Genomic DNA, 20,019 nt, shown 5'->3' with positions numbered 1-20,019 from the left:
TATTTTCTTAATAAAAAGTGCAAATTTGAAACTACAAACAACAAGTGATGAAATTGGTTTTCAGTTATGATGGAAAAAAATATTTCGAGGGCTGTCTGATATGATCAGGCAGTTTTTTTTTGTCCAAAAATGTGGGATGCAGAAGATGGAAGTTATAAAGTTTACGAGGTACGGGTTGAAATAGCGCTTCGGGTTGCTGAAGTTCGTGTTCCGGATTTGAGTACTTAATCTCAGTTTAAACCTTGGCCTCAATCTTAGTCTGAAATCTGATGTCTCCCATCTTGTTTCTTGACTCTTAAATCTATCATCCTCTCTCAACCCGAATCTGGAGCCGGAAAACCCGAAACCTATCTCACACCAAACTGTCGAAAAACTGATAGGTATCTGTTTCTGTAGGGATGTTCAGTTTTTTTCTGAGCCTGTACTTTTTCTGCTGAACAGATCTTGGCTGTACAGAAGTGTAGCTAGCGATTTCCTTGGACGTAAAATGAAGTTTCAACATGGCACAGAAAATCAGATCTGAATTTTCAAGATCAGGATTTACGGCCAGTACTTTTTCAATAAAACCGGGATAAGCTTGTCTGAAACTGTCCAGAAATAAAGGATCGTTCTTCCTTGCCAATTCTAAAACTTCTTCCTGGCTGTTGTCATGCATCTGATTTTTCAGCTGTTCAGCCTCACCCTTTAGCATTTTTCTTTTTTCTTTCAGCTGTTTAATGGTTTTCCAAAGGTACATGGATACCAGAGAGAGAATAAATACGGACACTATGCACAAAAGCAATACCTTACTTCTATGCTGTTCCGAGTCGGTTTCTGTCTCAGTGATAAAACCTTCCATATCATGATTGATGGCTTCCAGCAAAGCGGTATCAGATCTATCTCTTTCCTGCGTATAGGCCTGTAAATATATAAGTGCCTTTTCTTTATCTCCCATGCTCTCATACAGAGATTTAAGATCGGTATAGACATATTTGGTATATTGGGCAAAGACATATTTCGTTTTCTTATTGATTTCCAACGCCTTCAACAGCGATACTTCTGCTTTATCATACTGTTTGGTGGTCATATAATATTCACCCAGAACAGTATTTGCATTTAGAGCTACACCATCTGTCCTACCCTCCCGGTTGGACTTTTCTGCTATTGTGGAGAGATAAAACCGCGCTGAATCCATATTTTTAAATCCATACAGATACAGGTCTCCAAGAGCGCATTCTGCCCTTCCTGAATGGTCTAATTTCCCTGCTTTGCGAAAATATTCCAACGCCTGATCGTACATCTTCTTTCTGTAAAAATAATCTCCGCGCTTGTAGTAGATTTTAAAGAGAACATCATTACGGAATGGGGAATCTTCCGTGTCTTTTATATAACTCATTGCCAATGCATTATACTCAAAAGACTTGTCCAGCCGTTTGAGATGCAACTGAAAATTGCTAAAGTCATTGTAGAATTTGGCTCTGTGGATATTACTTTTCGAATATTTAAGGATTTTTTCTGCTTTATTAAAGAAGAACTCCGCTCTCTTGTAGTTTTCAAGGGGCAGATTTACATTGCCGAGATTCAGAAAACACAATGCTTTTCCTTCTTCATAGTCTGTCTTTTCTGCTTTTTGATAATAATCTTTATTCAGTTTTACCAAAGCATCATAATCACCGGAAAGACGCAACTGTTCATTCTGTTTTAGTAAGGGTGTATCGAAATCCCTTTCATAACGGTGCGAATCCGTACTGCACGAAAGTAGTATGAAAAATAGTACGAAAATAAGACAGCGTATCATGATACGTTTTTATATAAAGTTATTTCAATCCATAAAGGTATAAAACCATTTTCCCGGTTCCAAAATAAAACAGGGTTTTAAATAGTATCTAAAAATTCATAAATATCCTGATCTCCTTCAATATTCAGTTTCTTTCTAAGCCTGTATTTTTTCTGTTGAATAGATTTATGCTGAACAAAAGTGTAATCCGCTATTTCCTTCGAGGTAAAATGCAGTTTCAACAGGGCGCAGAAAGCCAGTTCTGAATTTTCAAGATCAGGGTTAATGGTCAGCAATCGGCTGATAAACTCAGGATGCAGTTCTTTAAATTTCATCAGGAATGAAGAATCATTATTTTTGGCCAGATCCGTCACTTCCTGAAGTTTCTTTTCATATACGCGGTTTTTCAGTGTATCGGTCTCTGTTTTCAGACTTTTCTTCCTGTGTTTTAAATGCTGTATATTTTTCCATACAGACATTCCCGATACCGAAATAATAATAAGAGACACGATTCCGATGATCCATAAATCGTTTTCACGTTTATCAGATTCTTTTTTAGCATCGGATATAAAACTGTCCGTGGTGGTATTGATGGCTGCAAATCTGGCTTCGGCGAGTCTGCCATCTTCTTCAAGGTATTTATTGAGATAGAAATAAGCCTTTTCACTGTCTTTTTTCTTCTTATAGAGATCCGCAAGGGCTTTATAGACGTCTTTTATATGAAAAGAATAGGTAAGTCTGGTTTTGATACTGAGTTCCAATGCATTTTTCAGCATTTTCTCAGCTTCGTCGTACTGGTTGATTTCATTATTGTAATACCCTACTGTATAATAGATCCAAAGTCTCTCAACATCAGGTGTTTTGTTGATGTTCATCATATCTTTGGCCCGTAAAGCATAAATTCCAGCCGAATCTAATTTGTTGGTATAGAGATAATACTGGGCCATCATACAGTTGGAGTATGCGGACTTCTCCAAAGCATTTCCTTTATGAAAATTTTTCAGTGAATTTCCAAACTGCCCTTTCCAGGCAAAATAGGTTCCCCGATTGATATAAATTCGCGGCATCAACCTCTTTTTAAGTTTTGAATCCGGAGCCTTTTTCAAAGAATAAAGTGCAGAATCACTGTAGATTACCGCTTTATCATATTGCTTGAGATGGGAATAATAATGGGCGTAGCTGTCGTAAAATTTAGCTTTGTGAAAGTTATTTTCTGACTTTTTAAGACTTTCTCCGGCTTTATCCAGAAGAGTGTGAGCTCGTTCATAGTCTCCTTCTGTAGAATTGACATTGGCCACATTGAGAAAGCAGAGTCCTTTTCCCTCTTCATAACCCATTTTGCCTGCTTTCTTAAAATACTCACCATTCAGCTGAATAAGTGCTTCAAATTCACCTGAAGCATTCATTTCATTATTCTGTGTGATCAAAGGCAGATCAAAGTCTTCTTCATGATTGGAGTTAGAAGTCTGGCTGCACGAAATAATAATAAATAATATAAAGATCCGTGTAAAACGGATGATTAACTTTTTCATAGTACGATGGTATTCATATACAATTGATCAGTTATTTTGCTGTATTCTGCTTTTCTGTGCAACCTGGAGTTTTTTTCTAAGTTTAACAATCAATATTAAACATATTAACGGATTATTTGTTTTTTTGTTATAAATATACACAAATTTAGATTTCAGATTGAATAAAACACAAAAAGCAGAAATATTAATTAGAAACATTCTTATTAAATATCTTAATTAAAAAAGGTAATAATTCGTTTTTTATTAAAAAGAATGATTTTATTTTAAAAATATTTTCTCAAATTTAGTAGATAATAAGAAAAATAGTAATTACCTTTTTATTTCATATGAATATTACCTACCGGGTTCTTTTACCTCACGAAAGCAAAAATTACAGAACCATCCGGCTGGAAAGTCTGGAACAATTTCCGGAATCATTCGGAGCCGTTTATCAGGAAGCTCAACAAATTGAAAAGTTCAGAATGGAATCCGATATAGAAAATCAGACTCAGGGAAGATTTATCAGATGTACGTTAATGAAAATTTTCAGGGGAAAAATATCGGTTTAGGACTGATTCAGGCTGTCATTGGAGAAGCTTGTGAAAGATTTCCCGGCATCACTATTTCCTTAGAAGTAACCGATAAAAATGAAAAAGCCTACAATCTGTACCGAAAAATCGGGTTTACAGACGTCATTGACACCGGGGGAAAAGAAAATTCCGGCAATACACAACTTTATCTTCACACAGCAAACAAGCAGACTGAACGGGTTAACAAAATTAAGGTTACAGACCTAACGCTACCAGTTAATATCCATGGCAAGGTTTAAAACCTTGCCATGGATTCTACCAAATGTAAGGATAAAAAAGTCCACCGAATCTTCGATTCGGTGGACTTTCAACTTATTTTTCAATTATTTATTCAACAGGAGTTTCCTGTATGGATGTCTTTTTATTCAGCTGGGTTTTATAGAACTTCAGCATGAAATTGTAAATAACCAGTTCCTGCTTTCTGTGCTGGGAAACAAGAAGTCTGTTGAAGAACATATGAATTAAGCTTCCCACATAACTGTTGCGGTCTTCTGTGCCCTTTTCACTTAAAAGATTATCAAGCGAGAAAGAATTCAGGAATGAATCAAACAGTCTGTAAACATTGATTAATTCACTATTTTCCAATCCGATAGAGCTATGAATCAACTGTTCGGAAGCTTTGTATTTTGTGGCTATTACTTTTGTGAGGGCTTTGTTGGAATTGAACTCCTGATTGAACTGGCTGCTTAACTGAGTGAAAAATTCCATTTTACCATCCAGCGTATAGGCGAACTTATCCATCAGTTTATCTATGAAAACAGTTCCCGCCAGCCATCGGTCTTCAAATCCGATTTCTTCAAGTTCTCTCAACAGAAGCATGACCATAGTACTTTCTTTCCCGAAATAGGTTTCAGAGAATTCAATGCCGGCATAGTCATATCTTTCAAGCTCTCTTTTGTAGGTAGTGATCTCAAATGACTTGATGATATCCTGATCTATGTATGTTCCCATCGCTTCACGGATATGGGCAAACAGATCGTTGTATACCCCATAGTTTTTGATGAAATACCTCAGTCTGATGTGGGTTCCGTTTTCATTATACCGTATAAAGAAGAAGTTGTTGATCAGATCTTTTTCAAACAATTTTCCATTAAGTTCAAAAAGTTCATTTTTGAGAAGAGAATCCATCTGTTGCTCTCCCGTATAGATATTCATATATAAACATTCTGACAGTGGTGACAGCTTGGAACGGTTTTCGGAAAAGTCTTTAAACTCGAAATTCTGTTTTTCATCCTGTATGATAACAGGAATCAGGAGTTCAGAATAAAAAGGTTTCTTATCTGGGTTCATAACGTTGGAGTTTTCTGTAACCAGATCTTCAACCAGGGTAATTTTCTCCTTTTTTGCAATCATAGAAACGAAAAGACGGATAAAAACGTCCGAGGAAAGATCAAAAAGAAGCTTGTTGTCTCCTTCCACCAGATAGACACTGTCCGGAATTTTCCATTCTTCCTTGAATGTTTTGAATTCTGAGAAAAGGTTTTCATCTTTTCCCTTTAAAAAGGTCAGATCTGTCCGGTTCAGGTTCCAGGCAGCTTCTTTGACGATTACTTTTTCAATTTTTACACGAGGGGTAAATTTGGCAAAGGAATCGATAAAGCCCCATGAAAAGCTGATTGAGCAATCCCACTGTACCTGAATCAGCGACAGGAATCTGTAAATATGAGACAAATTCTGCAGCTGGAAATTATGAGAATTACTCAAACGCGGAACGATGATCTTTCCGGTATTTTTATTTCTTAAAATCACCTCTTCACTTCGTATAGAAATGGTGATATCAGACAGTTTTATAGTGTTCTTGCCCGTATCTGACGGAGCCGGAATATTGATCAGAATCTCGTCTTTCAGATAATTTTCCCTTACCACGAGATTTCCATGCCTTAAACTTGGAAGGTCTACAATTTCAGCATATTCTACCGATTCATGTAGATTTTCGTATTCTATTTCTACGATTTTTTCGGCCAGCTTCTGCAGCTTTTCAGAACCATGGGTAAACCTCCCCATATTATTGACCGCACTGGACCCGAATGCCCCATGAATAGCTGTTACTGTCTGACCCTGCTGATCTTTAAACAGCGTCATGTTACAGTTCAGCGTCTGGCTGAAAACTCTTGAATAAGAAGGTTTAAATTTTGCACATTCTTCTTTCGTCAAAACAACCTCGCTTTTCCCGAACTGTAAAGCATTTTGGTATTTACTGAACAGATATTGATCTACTTCTGTAAATTTATAATCCTTTCCGCCTCCGGTCTGAAAAAGAATTCCATCCAGAAACGGTGTGGAGATGCTGCTTACACGATCTGTAAAGATACCCAGCTCCGGATCGATCACATGCAAAAGCGGAAGTTCCGATTCTCCGTATTTATCTTTAAATTCATCAATAAACTGGGTCAGTGAAGGATCTTTTTCTTTCCGTCTGGAATTCAGGTAGGAAAGTGAAAAGAGGGTATTTTTTACATTATGAAAGACCTTGCTGCCAATCTCAGCCTCACCGTCTCTGAAGCTGGTGACATCAATATTCTGCATCTCATTCAGGAGCAGATTCTCCAGCTTTTCTGATGATCCTGCTTCTGATTCTTTGATCCCGTTTTTAAGATCATCCTGAAGCTGAATCACTTCTTCAACAATCTGATTAACCGTTTTTTCCTTTCCTTTTATTGAGATAACTTCTCCGTTATCTTTAAACATTTTCAATTTCTCTATGAATGCCTCTACGTAATGATTGGTGGCTGGCGACGGGAAAATATCCATCAGCAGGGCATTATTTTCAATCAGTTCATCAAGATACTCCTCTACTTCTTCCTTTTCGTAGCCTTCTTCCTGAAGCTTTGCTGACAGATCTTCAAAATAGATTCCCTGTCTGCTTTCTGAAAAGATATATTCCAGAACATCGTTGGAAGCTACTGATGACAGTCTGTAATTCATAGAATAAGGCTTGATATACAGCTCATTGTACCGAATGTCTTCAGCAATCTTGAAAGCCGTTTGATTGGGATACAGAAAACTGTACTTCCACAGATTTTTGCTGCTGCTGATTTCTCTGCTTAATTCATAGATGTAGCTCAGGCTTATTCTCATACGGATTTCGCTCTCCTCCATCTTCACAGAAAATGCATCACCTCCTTCTTTAAAATCACAAATCCCATAAGTAGAAAACAGCCCGAACGGTGTAGATCTGGTGCAGTATCTTACATAATATTTTACATAGCTGAAAAACATTTTCTCCGGAAGATCTTTGGTCTCTAAGGCTTTTGTAATTTCCTCAAATAAATTTTTTGTAGCATACAGAAGCGCCAGTCTGAAGTGTCCCGTAAAGGTTTTCTCCACAAATTTCAATCCTTCTGTAGTAATATCTTTAATCTCACGGATAGGCTTAAGATCATCAACAGAGCCTATAGGGGTCCTGAGGATCATTTTATCTATAAATTCAATGTTCATGGTCTAGTAAAAATAGTTTTTCTAATGGGTTTTTATAGTCTTTATGGGTTACGGCATAGAGTTGTAAAAGGAGTCCTGTGCGCCCTTCCAGAATGGTATCCTGCTCTATCCAGCCTTCACTGCCCAGCCATGTTCTCATCCCGGTTTCCGGATGGCTGCCAATGCTAAGGGTATCCTGGGTCCAGAAATCTGTAGCTTTTTTAAAGGCTTCATTTCCGGTAACTCTGTACAAATAATGATACATCATAATCAGTCCTGAGCTGCCGTGGCATAAGAACACATCTACAACGCCAGTTTTTCCGTATTCTCTTTCCGTGGTTTTCAGGAGTATTTTCTCAGCTTCGGAAACACTTTCCTCATTCCCCAATGCCTTTCCGTAATGGAGCATCGCAATTCCTACACTTAGATCACCGTAGCACCAGGCCAGACGGCTGCTGTCGGTGGCAATGCATTCTCCGTCACGTACAGTAATAAAATTCGGGAAGCTTGAACCGTCGTAATCCCCCTGTACGGATCTGATGAAATTGTAGGACTTATCCAACATTTCTTTAATGATTTCCTTTTCAATACCAGCCGTATATACATTACTGAGCAGACTTATGATACTTGGAATTCCGTGGGCAAAACCAAATGAAAAGCCTTCCACTTTGCTGTAAAGCCCTTTTGATATCCAGGCAATTTTGTCTTCGTCAACTGGTACTGACAGGGATTTCAGCAGGTGAACCACCGTGATGATTCTGTCTTTTATTTTATGTTTAAAATCATCATCCGTGCTGAAGGAATACAGCTCAAGGCATAAGAACAGAACACCCATAAAACCATGGAGATAATCGAAATTTCTTTTTCCTGCATAATATTCCAGAAGATCATCGGCATATTCAGGGAATTCTTCGAAAGATTCTTCTATAGGCTCATCAAAATATTCGTTTTTGGTAAGATAAAAGATCAGATAATAGATGCCTACAGAACCGGAGCATAAAGAAAACACCTTGTCTTCCTGCAACCCGTTGAGGGATTTATCCAGATAATGTTCAAATTTTTCAAATGCTTCACTGTCATTAAACAGCTTATGCTTTTCAAAATAATACAGGGCCAGGCCGGGATATCCGGTGAAAATACCCAAGTCTACAATATCTTCCTTGATCTCTTTTTCACAGATTCTGATCAGTGTATTAAGTTCATCTCGTTTTTCCATGCAGCATTTTTTTTCTGATCAGATAAGCAATATAATAAATCACCAACAGCACAATAAACAGAATCATTGTTCCGAAAGCCACTTCCATGGTAGATTCGGAGTTTCTGTATATTTCTATCAGTGAAACAGTTTCATAGTCTAAGTACATTAATAAGTTTACCGTGATAAAACTTATCAAAAAAAGGGTGAGTATACGTTTGGTTTTCATAGTTTTTTGTTGATATAATTAATAGCTTCTTGCAGCTGAATATCTTCACCTTTCATTAAAGAAGCTGAATTTTCCTGAACCAGAATATCAGGTCTGATTCCCGTTCTCTGAGTGGCACTGTAATCAGGCAGAAGTACCCCTATTCCGCTCATCCGGATCTTTGTTTTTCCGGGTAGCTTGATCACCATCACATTTCCGTTGGTTCCTGCTGTATAATCGCCTAAAGTAACTGAGTTTTTTATTGATTTCATAGCCAGAAGCATACTTTCGCCCTGACTTTGGGTATATTCATTGATCAAAATAACCACTGGTGCCGTGTATGCGTCTTTTTTAGCATCAGGAATATGCATTTGGTTTTCTATGGTCCTCATCATTCCGGGATAGGTGACATCTGCCCGGTATAAATTCATGGTTTGAAAAGGTCTGGTATCGAAATACTTCAGAAAATCTACAGCAATTTCATTAGGATAAGCCCTTACATCAAAAATAATGGCCTTAGCATTGCTGATTTTCTCAAAAGAAACTCTGAAATTTCCGGAAAAGATATCATTGATCCTGATATAACCGATATTCTTGTCTATCATTTTTGACACAGCCTTTCCTGCATTGCTTTTATACTGTTTTTCTTCAGTTTCTCTTGCGGTATTGATATGCGTTAAATGTTCCTGAACGGTAATCATTCTGTTTTGCCTTACAATCTCGAGCTTAGCTGTTTTCTTTTTGGAAAGCAACAGTAAACGATTGATATCACGGCTTAAAACAATGTCATTGGAACCTGAATTTTTTTCTTTTAAACTGTCCTGAACCGAAATAATATTCTTTCCGTTAATGGTTAGTATTTCATCACCTTTCTTTAGTGCGCTGTGAACGGAATTAACAATAAAATCTTTTACAAAAGTTCTTCCTTCTATGGTTTTTAAAACAGCATTGCCTACATATTTTCCATCGTACTCATCAGAATCTCCCATTTTGACGGCAACGTGGCTGTCTTTTAATCGGGAACCGAAGATCTGAACCGCCGCATAATATTTTTGCTCATTATCAGCATTGATGAACAGGGGCAGCATTTCGAAAAAGACATGATTCCAGTTTTCAGAAATGGTTTGAAAATAAGGATAATAGTAGCGTGTAATATTCCACAGTTTACACAGGGAAAGGAAACGTTGTGCAGGTGTTGTTTTTGATTCGTCATAAAACAGAGAATCATCTTCAAAGCTTAATTCCCCATTGTCTTCAGCTGTTACCAGTCTTTCTCCGGAATTCCGGTAAGATGCAGCAATAAAGTCTATTAAATTTCTTTTGTTTTCCGGGTTAATGATTTCGGAATTTTCAATCCAGTTTTTATCCGGTAGAAAACCGATATAGGAAGGATGGATGTCAGACTGATTATTTGCGGGTAATTGAAGGTCACGGGACATTAAAAGATTTAGATCTGCTTTGCCCGTCATGATTTTCTCATAGGCTTTGATAAGCGAGGCATCGGACGACCGGATGAGATCACGCCCGGATGAATGGTATTTTATGACACCCCACACTTTACACAGTTCCAAAAGCTCTTTCTCTTTTCCTGCAGCAGAATCACTTCCCGCACTCTGAATGGTATTGTAGAAAAGGGTCGTGCCTTCTTTGGGTGCATTTCTTTTACTGAAAAAAAAGATCCCGATCAAAACCGAAACAAGAATTCCGAAAAAAAATTTGAGTTTCATAAAATTAGCAGCTAAGAAGTTCCTGGCAGTATATCCATATAAAAACACAGATGATCTGTTAATTAAAACAAATCATCTGCAGCCAATAGTTAGCTATTTTTTACCACTTCGTACTGTGGAAGAAACCACACCATGTACAAGCTTTTCTGAAAGTTGTAGAACCTCCATCAAAACACTTGTCATTAAATGTTGGGGTATCAAAATCTTTGGAAACACCTACTTCTTGTTCCAATTCTAATGCACCTCCTTTTACAGAGCTCTGCTCTACTTTTGTCAACTCATTGATAACTTTCTTATCAAATTTAAGTTTTGTTAATTTTTTCATGGTTGTTAATTATTTTAATTGCAAAACAAAAATAAAAAAATATTTTACATACAAAACAAAAAATCACGAAATAGGGAAGAATACCGCCTATTCCGGTTCGATACAGCTTTCTTCTTGCAGGCTGTTTCATAAAGCATTCTATATCACCAATCACCTGCATTAAGCCACAGCAAAGGGAAAAACAATAAATAGTGAAAACATTTACTTAATAAAAATAACGGAATTTATCCCTGAAAAAAAATTAAAAAAAAATTAAAATCTGAACTGAAATAAGGTGATAATCGGTTTTTTTTGTCGGTTTTTCAGCTCAGATGACTCCCATTATTTCACCGAATCCGTTGACCAACACTCAAAATTTGCTTCAATCATCCCGGTTTTTAGTTTTGGCTTTACACGAAACATCCGCCAAATCGTGATTTGACGGATGTTGGATCGTATTGAAATACTCTATTTAAATAAGTATCGATTTTACTGTGTTACCTTAATAATAGCTCTGGTAATCTGATCTTCTTTTTCTTTTGAATAGGTAGAATCAAAAGGCTGCATCACATCGAACAGGTATTGATAAAAAGGGGTGATTTTCTGAACATTTTCAGACTCCTTTATCGCTTTTTCTTTGCCCATCTGCTGTAATTCTTTGATAAAAATGTTGAATTTTTTATCGATGGGCTCTATAGATTTTACCAAGTAGGCATAGGCTTTCTCATTCTGCCCCAGTTTTTCATAGGCATCTGTAACGGCTGATACCACCATAGAATATTCCATCGGCTTCACCCTCATCTGTCTGGCGGACTGCTTCTGGAATGTTGGAGAAAGGCTCAGGTAATAATCATATTCTTCGAAAATTTCTTTCTTCAAAATTTCAGCCAGTTGAAGCCCCTTTTGCTCCTGTCCGGCTATAATATATCCTGTTACCATAGAACTCAGCGAACGCGGATCATTGTATTTTTCAGCAGGAATTTCTTTTGAAACCAAGTCTAATATCTCTAACGCTTTTCCTTTCTGTCCGCTTAATGCCAGCGCTGAAGCAGCTCTTCCTGCTGCCATTCTGTACACCATGATATTGGATGTGGCGGCTTCGTCATAATGAATACTGAGGTCTTTAAAATTTCCCCATCTGAAATTTTTCACCGCATTATATAAAGAATTCACATCTACCCTTCCCATGTCACCGTCCGGGCTTGAAGCCGTATGAATAGGTATCAGCTTGTAGCTAAAACCTTCAAACTGCAGGTATTCATCCAGATAGAAAATATTCTCGCTGTCATAGACTCCTCCTGATGAGAAGTTGATCGGACGTTTCCAGTCGAAGTTCGCCAGCATATCCATCATCATAAGGTTGTTTTTGTAAAGAGTGTTTCCTTTATAAGTAATCATGATCTGGTTGACCACGTTCGGAAGATCGGCTTGAGTGATAATTCCTGCTTTTAATGCATTTTCCTTATTCACAGGAAGGATGAATTTATTGACCGGAAGGATATTGTATTCCTCAAATTTTTCCTCACCAAAGTACATTTTTAAAAGATGATCTTTTTCGGGAGATTTAAATTTTAAAAAGTTCATCGCTTCTTTCAGGGTCATAGAATCCTGGGTAAGGTATTTTCTAAAGGCCCCGAATTCTGTATCCGGAACGCCCTGTTCTTTTAACATAGAGAATACGCCTTCCCAATCGTCTTTTTTCATCATATAGATCTGGTCGTTCACCCCATCTCTGTAATCATCGTGGGTCAGCTGAGTAGGTATTCCTGTTGCATTATAAGTCTTTCTTTTCACCTGGTCAATATACCACGGAGTCGCTAAAAGCGTAAAGTTGACTGTTTTCACATCATCCCGAAAACGTTCTGTCTCCTGAATAGCCCAAACCGGAAAAGTATCGTTGTCTCCATAAATGAAGATAATATCGTCTTTAGAAACTGATTTTAGGAATGAATAGGCATAATCCCGCGCCGCTGATTTTTTGCTTCGGTCATGCGGTACATAGTTCTGGAAACCCATCATAAAAGGAACTCCCAATAATACGACACCTAAAACAAGATTAATGGAATTGGATTTTACTTTGGACTGGATAAACCATAAAATAGCACCAGCTCCAAGCCCGATCCAGATGGCAAATGCATAGAACGAGCCTACCATCGCATAATCTCTTTCTCTTACTTCAAAAGGCTTAACACCTGTATAAAAAACAATTCCAAAACTGGTTAAAACAAATAGTGAAAGAAGTGCATAGAATCTTCCGAAGTCTCTGTTCAGCTGGAAGAAGAATCCGATCAGTCCTAATATTAATGGTAAAAAGAAGAACTTCACCGTGCTGTCATTTTTGAATTTAGCCGGCATTTTGTCCTGATTTCCTAATAAAGCATTGTCTATAAATGAAATTCCTGAGATCCAGTTTCCTCTTGTGTTTTCCATTTTCCCTTCAAGATCGTTCTGTCTTCCCACGAAGTTCCACATCAGGTATCTTACAAAATAATATCCATTCTGAAAGGTGATGAAATAGTCCATATTCTGAGCCAGTGAAGGCTTCTGAACATTGATCAGGTTATAAGGCTTTACTTTCAGATAATCTGCTGCTGTGATGGATTTATCTTCGTATTTAGATCTCAATTCATCAAAAATCTGTTTCGCCTGAGGATTGTCTGCCACGTCCTCATTATCGTAATTGAAAGTAAAATCCGGAGCTCCGTACATCGCAATATAATTGGCCATCACATCCTTATCCTGATTGAACATTCTCGGCAGTAAGCTTACCTGGGATTTACTGAAAACATAATTGAAACGGTCTCCGGTTTTTCTATAGGTTCCTGTTTTTTCATCTTTTTCATACGTTTCGCCGGTTTTTTGAGTTTTAAAACTTCCGTCTTCGTTCTTTTCCATCCCGTTAGCATCAAGAAAAGCAGTATAATTTTGGCCGTAAATGGTTGGCCAGTCACCATATTGCTCTCTGTTATAGTAATCCAACATCCCGATCGCGGTATCCGGATCATTAAGGTTCATCGGAGGATTGGCATTGGCTCTTACAGGAATGACCATCCAGCATGAGAAACCAATAACCATATACACCACTGATAATGCGATGGTCTGATACACCTTTCTTTTAGCTTTTCTGGCATATTTAATCAGGAAATAAGAGATGGTGACCATCAGAACAAATGCAGCTATCGTTCCTGAGTGGAAAGGCAATCCAAGTCCGTTCACGAAGAATATTTCAAGTCTTCCGAACATGGTCATGATCAGCGGGAAGATAATTTTGAAAACAATGATCAAAATCCCCAGTGTGATCGCATTGGCCCAGATAAAGTTTTTCCAGGTGAATTTGTAATTTCTGGCATAATAAACCAGACACACAGCCGGAACCGCAAGCATACACATCATGTGAACCCCAACGGAAAGGCCAAGTATAAAGAAAATAAGGATGACCCATCTTTCATTATCTGCCGCTTTGTACTCATTTTCCCATTTGGTCACGAGCCAAACCAACAGGGCGATAAACATAGAAGCCATAGAATACACCTCCCCTTCTACCGCAGAAAACCAGAATGAATCTGAGAAGGTAAAGCACAATGCTCCTACCGCTCCGGCAAACAGAATGGAAATTTCCTGATGTTTGGTTATTTCTTCAAAGTCTTTATTTAAAAGTCTTCTTAAAAAATGGGTAATGGTCCAGAACAGAAACAGAATCGTAAATGAGCTGAACAGGGAAGACATCGAATTGATCACTATGGCATAATTCTCTTCATTTCCCAGAGCAAATATACTGGCTACAGCTCCTACAATCTGGAATAAAGCCGCTCCGGGAGCATGCGTTACTTCTAGTTTTGAGGCGGAGGAAATATACTCGCCGCAGTCCCAGAAACTGAGATAATGCTCCATCGTGGAGAAGTAAGTAATCAGGGCAATGGTGAACATCACCCATCCTAAAACGGTGTTCCATTTTTTAAAAGACCAGTTCTTCATATACTATGTAATTTCAATACATAGTAAGACAACCCAGACAGGTGAATTATTACATTACTATTAAAAAAATTCTATTCCACTTTAAATTTTTCGTTTTTGCAGTCTAAAATCAGTTTAGAATTAATGAAAAGTTGATTCCCTATCATTCCCTGCATGCCAGAGGTTTTCATGAGGAGATTTTGCATCTGCGAAGTTCCCTCCACATAGGTCACTTCCGAAAGTTTCAGTTCACGGGTGCCAATTTTGATGCTTTGATCAGCGGGAGCAGAAATTACCTTCAGTATATTTCCCCAGGAATTTCCTTTTTCTTCTTTAATTTTTCCGTTCGGAGTTCGGTATTCCCCCATTCTTCTTTATTGGTAAGAAGTTCATAGCCACTGGTTCCTGAGTCATAAAGCAGTTTTAATTTCTGTTCTCCAATGGTTCCGGGAATCAGGATTTTCCGTTTTTTAAATTCTAATGATTCGAAACCATTTTCATCAATATTTTTGATAAATGAAGAGGTTGTGTTCCTGAAATCCAAAATGACAATTCTCTTTTCAAACAGATCGGTTCCAATGGTTCCAATGATGTGGTTCGTTTTAGCATCGTTAAAGTCCACAGCATGACCATAATCCAATAATTCAAAATCAGAAGCTATGTTCATACTTCCTATGCTGAACTGTATTGAAAGCTTATTTTCAGCATTATTGATCTGAATCTGATCCGGAAATTTTGTACAGATGGATTCCAGTGATTTTTTATAAAACAACGTTGTAGGAGAACCGGAATCGAGCTGCATGTAAAAGGTCTGTTCAATTCCTTTGAGACTGACGGGTACAAGAACTGCCGCGTGAGCATTACCTTCTGCAACCTCCCATTTCATATTGATATGTTCTGCAATTCCTGAAACCTTCAGATTATTTTCCGGCGGAGTGAATTTTTTGTCAAAATAGAAGTATCCACTCAATAAAGATAACGCGATCAAAAGCGCAATTGATAACACAATTTTTTTGAAGATTTTCATGTTGAAAATTTTTCTGCAAGATTCAGCATTCTGATCTGAATTTCCTGCAAAAAGAAGACGACATCTTTACGTCATCTCCATGTCACCCATCATAAAAAGCTGTTTTTCAACTTAATACACAAGTCGCCATTTTTATTCAGGCACATTCCATTTTTGATGATAATGAGCAGCTTGACACAGAGAAATGTCATTAAAAAGATGAGGAAAAGAGGTATTTTCAGGGATAATTCCTTTTGTATAAACGGACTTACAATCATTAAAATGGAAACAATAACCGCCAGAATAATCTGAATACTTACGATATTTTTCCCCAGTTCTTTATTGATATGATCCTTGGTTTTATAAGTTAAAAGTAAAGGAAATATCACTCCGCCATAAGGAATGATGAGACCGGACAATGCAACAAGATTAATCAACTTTGCCCGGTCAATGTTGGGTGTTTCTTCATTGGAGAAGATCAGATTTTCGGGTTCTGTTTCCAAAGCTTTAGCAAGAGCTTTCAGGGTAAATCCTTTGAGAATGCTCCCCGCCTCAATCCGCTGAACCGTTCGCAAGGAAAGACCTGACCTTTCAGCAAGCTCAGCCTGAGTCATATTTTTTTTCTCCCTTAAAATTTTAACCGCATTTTTCATTTTATATGGTATGAACCGGCTTCATTCTATGAACTTCTTAATACACCTATTTCTTCTACCAGTTTCGGGTACATTGTCTGTAAATCGGCACCACCTTTTGGTTCACGATTCATACTGCGATCCATGCCGTCGTAGTCGTTTTCAGGGTATAATTCATACACCGTATCTTTTATGATAGATTCTTCATCGTCATGGTTTTGGGCATACGCATCATCGGCAACATAAAGCAGTCCTTCCGCCCAGCATTCTCCAATATTGAAGCTATACTTTCCACTTACAAATGACTGAATATCCGCTTTTATATCTTCAAAAAATTCTTTACCCTTTAAGATCAGCCAGCATCTGAAATAGATAAATCCGTCATCTGAAAGATAATCATCAAAAACATATACTCCATTTTCCTTCTTAAAATCACCTTCAAGGATAATTGAAAGTTCTGCTATTTCAGCGGTATACAGTTCGCTTAACTTTTCCTGCAGTGATTTTTCAAAAAGGATCATTCTGTCCTTTCCAAATTTCGATAAATAATCGGTCAGGTTTTCAATATGTTCCTCAATATCATATTCGCTCCAGTGGGCTTTTTTATATTTGTTGGATTTCTCAATGGCTTCCCAAAAATAAATATCCGCCTTTTCATTATCCGAAAGTTCAATCTTCTGGGGAATGGCATCATTTTCCTGAATTTCAGTGTAGCCCTTTTTAATTTTCTGATGAATCAGCTTTTCAGATTCCAGATTACATTCTTTTTCGTCGGCATATTCTTTAACTGTTTCCCGGCCTTTGGTTCCGGTTTTCCCAAAAGATATTTTCTGTACATTTCCGGAACACTCAATATTCCAAAATTTGTCGGACAGTTCTTTCTGGTTGATAAAGTTTCTTTTCATAGGAGATTGTGGTGGTATTTTTATTAAAAGAAAGTGAAACTACGAAAAAACATCGGAACCGGAAAGGAAGAATGGCCTGATGATGCAGGTTTTTAATGAATAGTTAATCAGAGATTGCACGGATTTTCACAGATGATTACATTGATTCCTGTATGTTTTGGGAAATATTTTTTAACGCAAAGCTTTAATGTAAAAATGTATAGTTTCAAGGTGGGCAAAGAAGGGTGACTGCGTCACTGAATAAGCGAACGTTTTATCCATGTGCTTCATCGAATCAATTTTAATTGGTTCTCCTCTTTGTATTCCTAAAAATATAAAGTATGATATTCAAACTTTCCGTTAAAAAAATCCTCTGAGTTAATATGTATTATTTAATCCTCCGTCTAATGGAATACTGGACCCGGTAAGATAAGACGAATATTCTGACGCCAGGAAAGCCGCCAGATGACCATATTCCTCAGTTTTTCCAAGTCTTTTCATTGGAATCTTCTGTTCTCTTGCTTTTTTGATTTCTTCCTGAGATTTCCCGGTTTGCTGGGACTCGTGGCTGATCAGATTCTGAATACGCTCCGTATCAAAATATCCTGTTAAAATATTATTGACCGTGATCTTATGTTCCGCTATTTCATTGGATAATGTTTTGGCCCATGCAATCACTGCCGAACGGATGGAATTTGAAAGGGATAAATTATGGATCGGTTCCTTTACAGACAGTGAAGACACATTGATAATACGTCCGTTCTTCTGTTGGATCATATGCGGCAAAGCGAGCAGCGTTGTTTCACAGACTGTTTTAAAAAGAAGGTCAAATGCTTTCTGATAATCATCCACTCCTTTATCTATAGCCAAGCCCGGTTCCGGACCGTTGGTATTATTAACCAGAATGTCTACAGAATGACTTTCAAAATAATTAGAAATGATTGTTCTGTAGTCCTCAAAATTGGAGAAATCCGCCACGAGATACTGATGCTTCTGATCAGAGTTGATGACCGGAAGTGATGCTACCACGTTCTTAAGTTTCGTTTCATTACGTGCCATTACGGTAACATTGGCTCCACATTTGGCAAGCTCCAAAGCTATTCCTAAGCCTATTCCCTGTGTGGCTGCTCCTACTAAAGCATTCTTTGAAAAAAGTTGAATATTCATGAATTGATGGTATTACTGATTGATTACAGATAAATGTAGCAAAAAAGCTTCACATTCAGTTCACCGAATCTTTAATAATTATCAGATTTTGAGCTTTAATTACTGAGGAAGCGCAGGAGGAAGTACTCTTTCCGGTTTTGAAGATAAAGTCCGCAGGAATGCTTCCAGCTGAGCAATTTCTATATCGGTAAGATCCAGTAATCTTACAAAGCTTGATTTTTCGGAAGAAAGTGCAATGCCCTGATGAACTGTTGAGCGTTTTTGGGAATGTTCCGGATTTCCTCTGCTGTAAAACTGAATCACTTCTGTAAGTGTGGTCATAGAACCATTGTGCATCCAAGGTCCTGTTCTAGAGACTTCACGCAGACCCGGCACCCGGAATTTTCCGGCATCTTCAGCTTTTTTGGTCACAAGATAACGGCCAAGATCTTCTTCTTTTGAACCTAATAAAGAAGTCCCGACATTTTCAAACTGGTTATTTGAAAAATATCCCGAACTGTGACAGTTCATACACTGCGCCTTGGTTCTGAAAAGATGCAGCCCCATTAACTCATCATCAGAATAGAGCTCTGCTTTTCCATCAATAAACTGATCAAATTTGGAGGTTCCGCTTTTAATCGTTCTTTCAAAAGCTGCTATGGCTTTTGAAATCCTGTCCTTTGATACTGTTTTATCCCCAAAAGCTTTTTCAAATAATAATTCATAGCCCTTGATTTTGGCTATTTTTCCAGCGGCAAGATCGATATGACCACTCATTTCCCTTTCATCCCGGATCGGCATTTCCGACTGTTCTTCGAGAGAGGCGGCACGTCCGTCCCAGAATAGAGGTTTTGCATAGGCTACATTCAGAATGCTCATGGCATTTCGGATCCCGAGCTGTCTGTCGTGCCCGAAAGAGAAGGTTCTGTTGTCGCACCAGCCCAGTTCCGGATCATGGCAGGACGCACAGGCAATCTGGTTGGATTTGGAAATTCTCGGGTCGAAGAAAAGTGTTTTTCCCAATACTGCTTTGTCTTCAGAATAGGGATTATCCGCAGGAAACTGAATGTCAGGAAGATGGCCTATTTCAGCAAAAAAGGGTTTTGCATCGGGATCTAAGATGGGTTTTGGCCACTTTGAAGCATCTCCTGAGGAATATAATTTCCTCAGCTCGGCCAGAAATGAGGCTTTCTCCCGGATTTCCTTCTGAACACTGTTGCTGAAACAGTTATTCAAAAGGGAAACCGTAAGAAATGCAATTAATATCCAGCTTAGGACACTTTTCATGAGTCATGGAGTTTCCGCAAAAATAGGGAAACTAGGTGACATGGGAGGCATCAGTTTTTAGATATCAGACATGAGACACGAGACTCTTAAGTTAAGATTGAAATTGATGTGGGAAGATGTCAATGGTGAATTTTGCTTCGCAAGTGAATGGTGAATTTTAAAAACCAAGATGCTAGATGTGAGACACCAGACATGAGACTTTGATACAGAGTTCAATAGTATAGGAATGGTGGCTTCGAGTGCTTCAGCCACAAGATATTGCACTCGTTATTGAATATTCCAATGAATAAGTGATATTCCAAATGGTGGCTGATTTCTATGACGTTACCAAATTATTTATATAATTTTTTTCATAGGGCTTTTGTTTATTGATAACGGCAAAAGCCCTATGAATAATTTTAT

The 20,019-nt window shown here is 37.9% G+C and carries 16 protein-coding genes; 2 read left to right on the top strand and 14 right to left on the bottom strand.

The genetic code is table 11. The features are described from left to right. Positions 1–352: 352 nt before the first annotated feature. Both BUA72_RS24135 and BUA72_RS24130 read right to left on the bottom strand, forming a co-directional pair. Positions 353–1,777 (bottom strand): tetratricopeptide repeat protein, encoded by a 1,425-nt coding sequence (locus BUA72_RS24135; RefSeq protein WP_083544204.1) that lies wholly within the window; start codon positions 1,775–1,777, stop codon positions 353–355. A 77-nt stretch (positions 1,778–1,854) separates the two neighbouring features. Then, positions 1,855–3,288, bottom strand: coding sequence for a tetratricopeptide repeat protein (locus tag BUA72_RS24130; protein ID WP_083544203.1), 1,434 nt, complete (start codon positions 3,286–3,288; stop codon positions 1,855–1,857). Between the two features lie 326 nt (positions 3,289–3,614). On the opposite strand from BUA72_RS24130, the gene BUA72_RS24640 reads away from it, so the two are divergent. Next, complete coding sequence (locus tag BUA72_RS24640; protein ID WP_072923196.1) at positions 3,615–3,836, top strand: hypothetical protein; 222 nt, start codon at positions 3,615–3,617, stop codon at positions 3,834–3,836. Further along, entirely contained in the window at positions 3,794–4,096 is a 303-nt protein-coding gene (locus tag BUA72_RS24220) for a GNAT family N-acetyltransferase (RefSeq protein WP_072923195.1), read from the top strand. The genes BUA72_RS24640 and BUA72_RS24220 overlap by 43 nt, the downstream gene beginning before the upstream one ends. Before the next feature lie 88 nt (positions 4,097–4,184). On the opposite strand, the gene BUA72_RS12440 is transcribed toward BUA72_RS24220, so the two are convergent. From BUA72_RS12440 to BUA72_RS12390, 12 genes are all read right to left on the bottom strand, one after another. Then, complete coding sequence (locus BUA72_RS12440) at positions 4,185–7,295, bottom strand: lantibiotic dehydratase (RefSeq protein ID WP_072923194.1); 3,111 nt, start codon at positions 7,293–7,295, stop codon at positions 4,185–4,187. After that, positions 7,285–8,490 carry a lanthionine synthetase C family protein gene (locus BUA72_RS12435; protein ID WP_072923193.1) on the bottom strand — a complete coding sequence of 402 codons (1,206 nt, stop codon included), beginning with the start codon at positions 8,488–8,490 and terminating at the stop codon, positions 7,285–7,287. The genes BUA72_RS12440 and BUA72_RS12435 overlap by 11 nt, the downstream gene beginning before the upstream one ends. Then, positions 8,474–8,638, bottom strand: coding sequence for a hypothetical protein (locus BUA72_RS24465; protein WP_165571910.1), 165 nt, complete (start codon positions 8,636–8,638; stop codon positions 8,474–8,476). Before BUA72_RS24465 ends, BUA72_RS12435 begins: the two co-directional genes overlap by 17 nt. Positions 8,639–8,694: 56 nt before the next feature. Next, a complete protein-coding gene (locus tag BUA72_RS12430) occupies positions 8,695–10,404 on the bottom strand; it encodes a S41 family peptidase (RefSeq protein WP_139259600.1) in 1,710 nt (569 codons plus the stop codon). 100 nt (positions 10,405–10,504) lie between these two features. Continuing rightward, positions 10,505–10,729 carry a hypothetical protein gene (locus BUA72_RS12425; protein ID WP_047454104.1) on the bottom strand — a complete coding sequence of 75 codons (225 nt, stop codon included), beginning with the start codon at positions 10,727–10,729 and terminating at the stop codon, positions 10,505–10,507. A gap of 468 nt (positions 10,730–11,197) precedes the next feature. After that, positions 11,198–14,683, bottom strand: a complete 3,486-nt coding sequence (locus tag BUA72_RS12415) for a glycosyltransferase family 117 protein (protein WP_072923190.1) — start codon at positions 14,681–14,683, stop codon at positions 11,198–11,200. A 71-nt stretch (positions 14,684–14,754) separates the two neighbouring features. Beyond that, positions 14,755–15,030: a hypothetical protein gene (locus tag BUA72_RS24635; RefSeq protein ID WP_228407875.1), complete on the bottom strand. Its 276-nt coding sequence runs from the start codon at positions 15,028–15,030 to the stop codon at positions 14,755–14,757. Beyond that, a complete protein-coding gene (locus BUA72_RS12410) occupies positions 14,961–15,689 on the bottom strand; it encodes a hypothetical protein (protein ID WP_228407874.1) in 729 nt (242 codons plus the stop codon). The genes BUA72_RS24635 and BUA72_RS12410 overlap by 70 nt, the downstream gene beginning before the upstream one ends. 89 nt (positions 15,690–15,778) lie before the next feature. Continuing rightward, positions 15,779–16,321 (bottom strand): helix-turn-helix transcriptional regulator, encoded by a 543-nt coding sequence (locus tag BUA72_RS12405; protein WP_072923189.1) that lies wholly within the window; start codon positions 16,319–16,321, stop codon positions 15,779–15,781. 26 nt (positions 16,322–16,347) lie between these two features. Then, positions 16,348–17,205 carry a DUF4240 domain-containing protein gene (locus BUA72_RS12400; protein WP_072923188.1) on the bottom strand — a complete coding sequence of 286 codons (858 nt, stop codon included), beginning with the start codon at positions 17,203–17,205 and terminating at the stop codon, positions 16,348–16,350. A 357-nt stretch (positions 17,206–17,562) separates the two neighbouring features. Next, positions 17,563–18,351 (bottom strand): SDR family oxidoreductase, encoded by a 789-nt coding sequence (locus BUA72_RS12395; RefSeq protein ID WP_072923187.1) that lies wholly within the window; start codon positions 18,349–18,351, stop codon positions 17,563–17,565. Between the two features lie 99 nt (positions 18,352–18,450). Then, positions 18,451–19,617, bottom strand: coding sequence for a cytochrome-c peroxidase (locus tag BUA72_RS12390; protein WP_072923186.1), 1,167 nt, complete (start codon positions 19,615–19,617; stop codon positions 18,451–18,453). Positions 19,618–20,019 lie beyond the last annotated feature (402 nt).

Source organism: Chryseobacterium sp. OV279 (assembly GCF_900128945.1).
GTDB lineage: Bacteria > Bacteroidota > Bacteroidia > Flavobacteriales > Weeksellaceae > Chryseobacterium.
The sequence above is the reverse complement of the archived record's forward strand: the minus strand, read 5'-3'. Positions and strand labels throughout refer to the sequence as shown.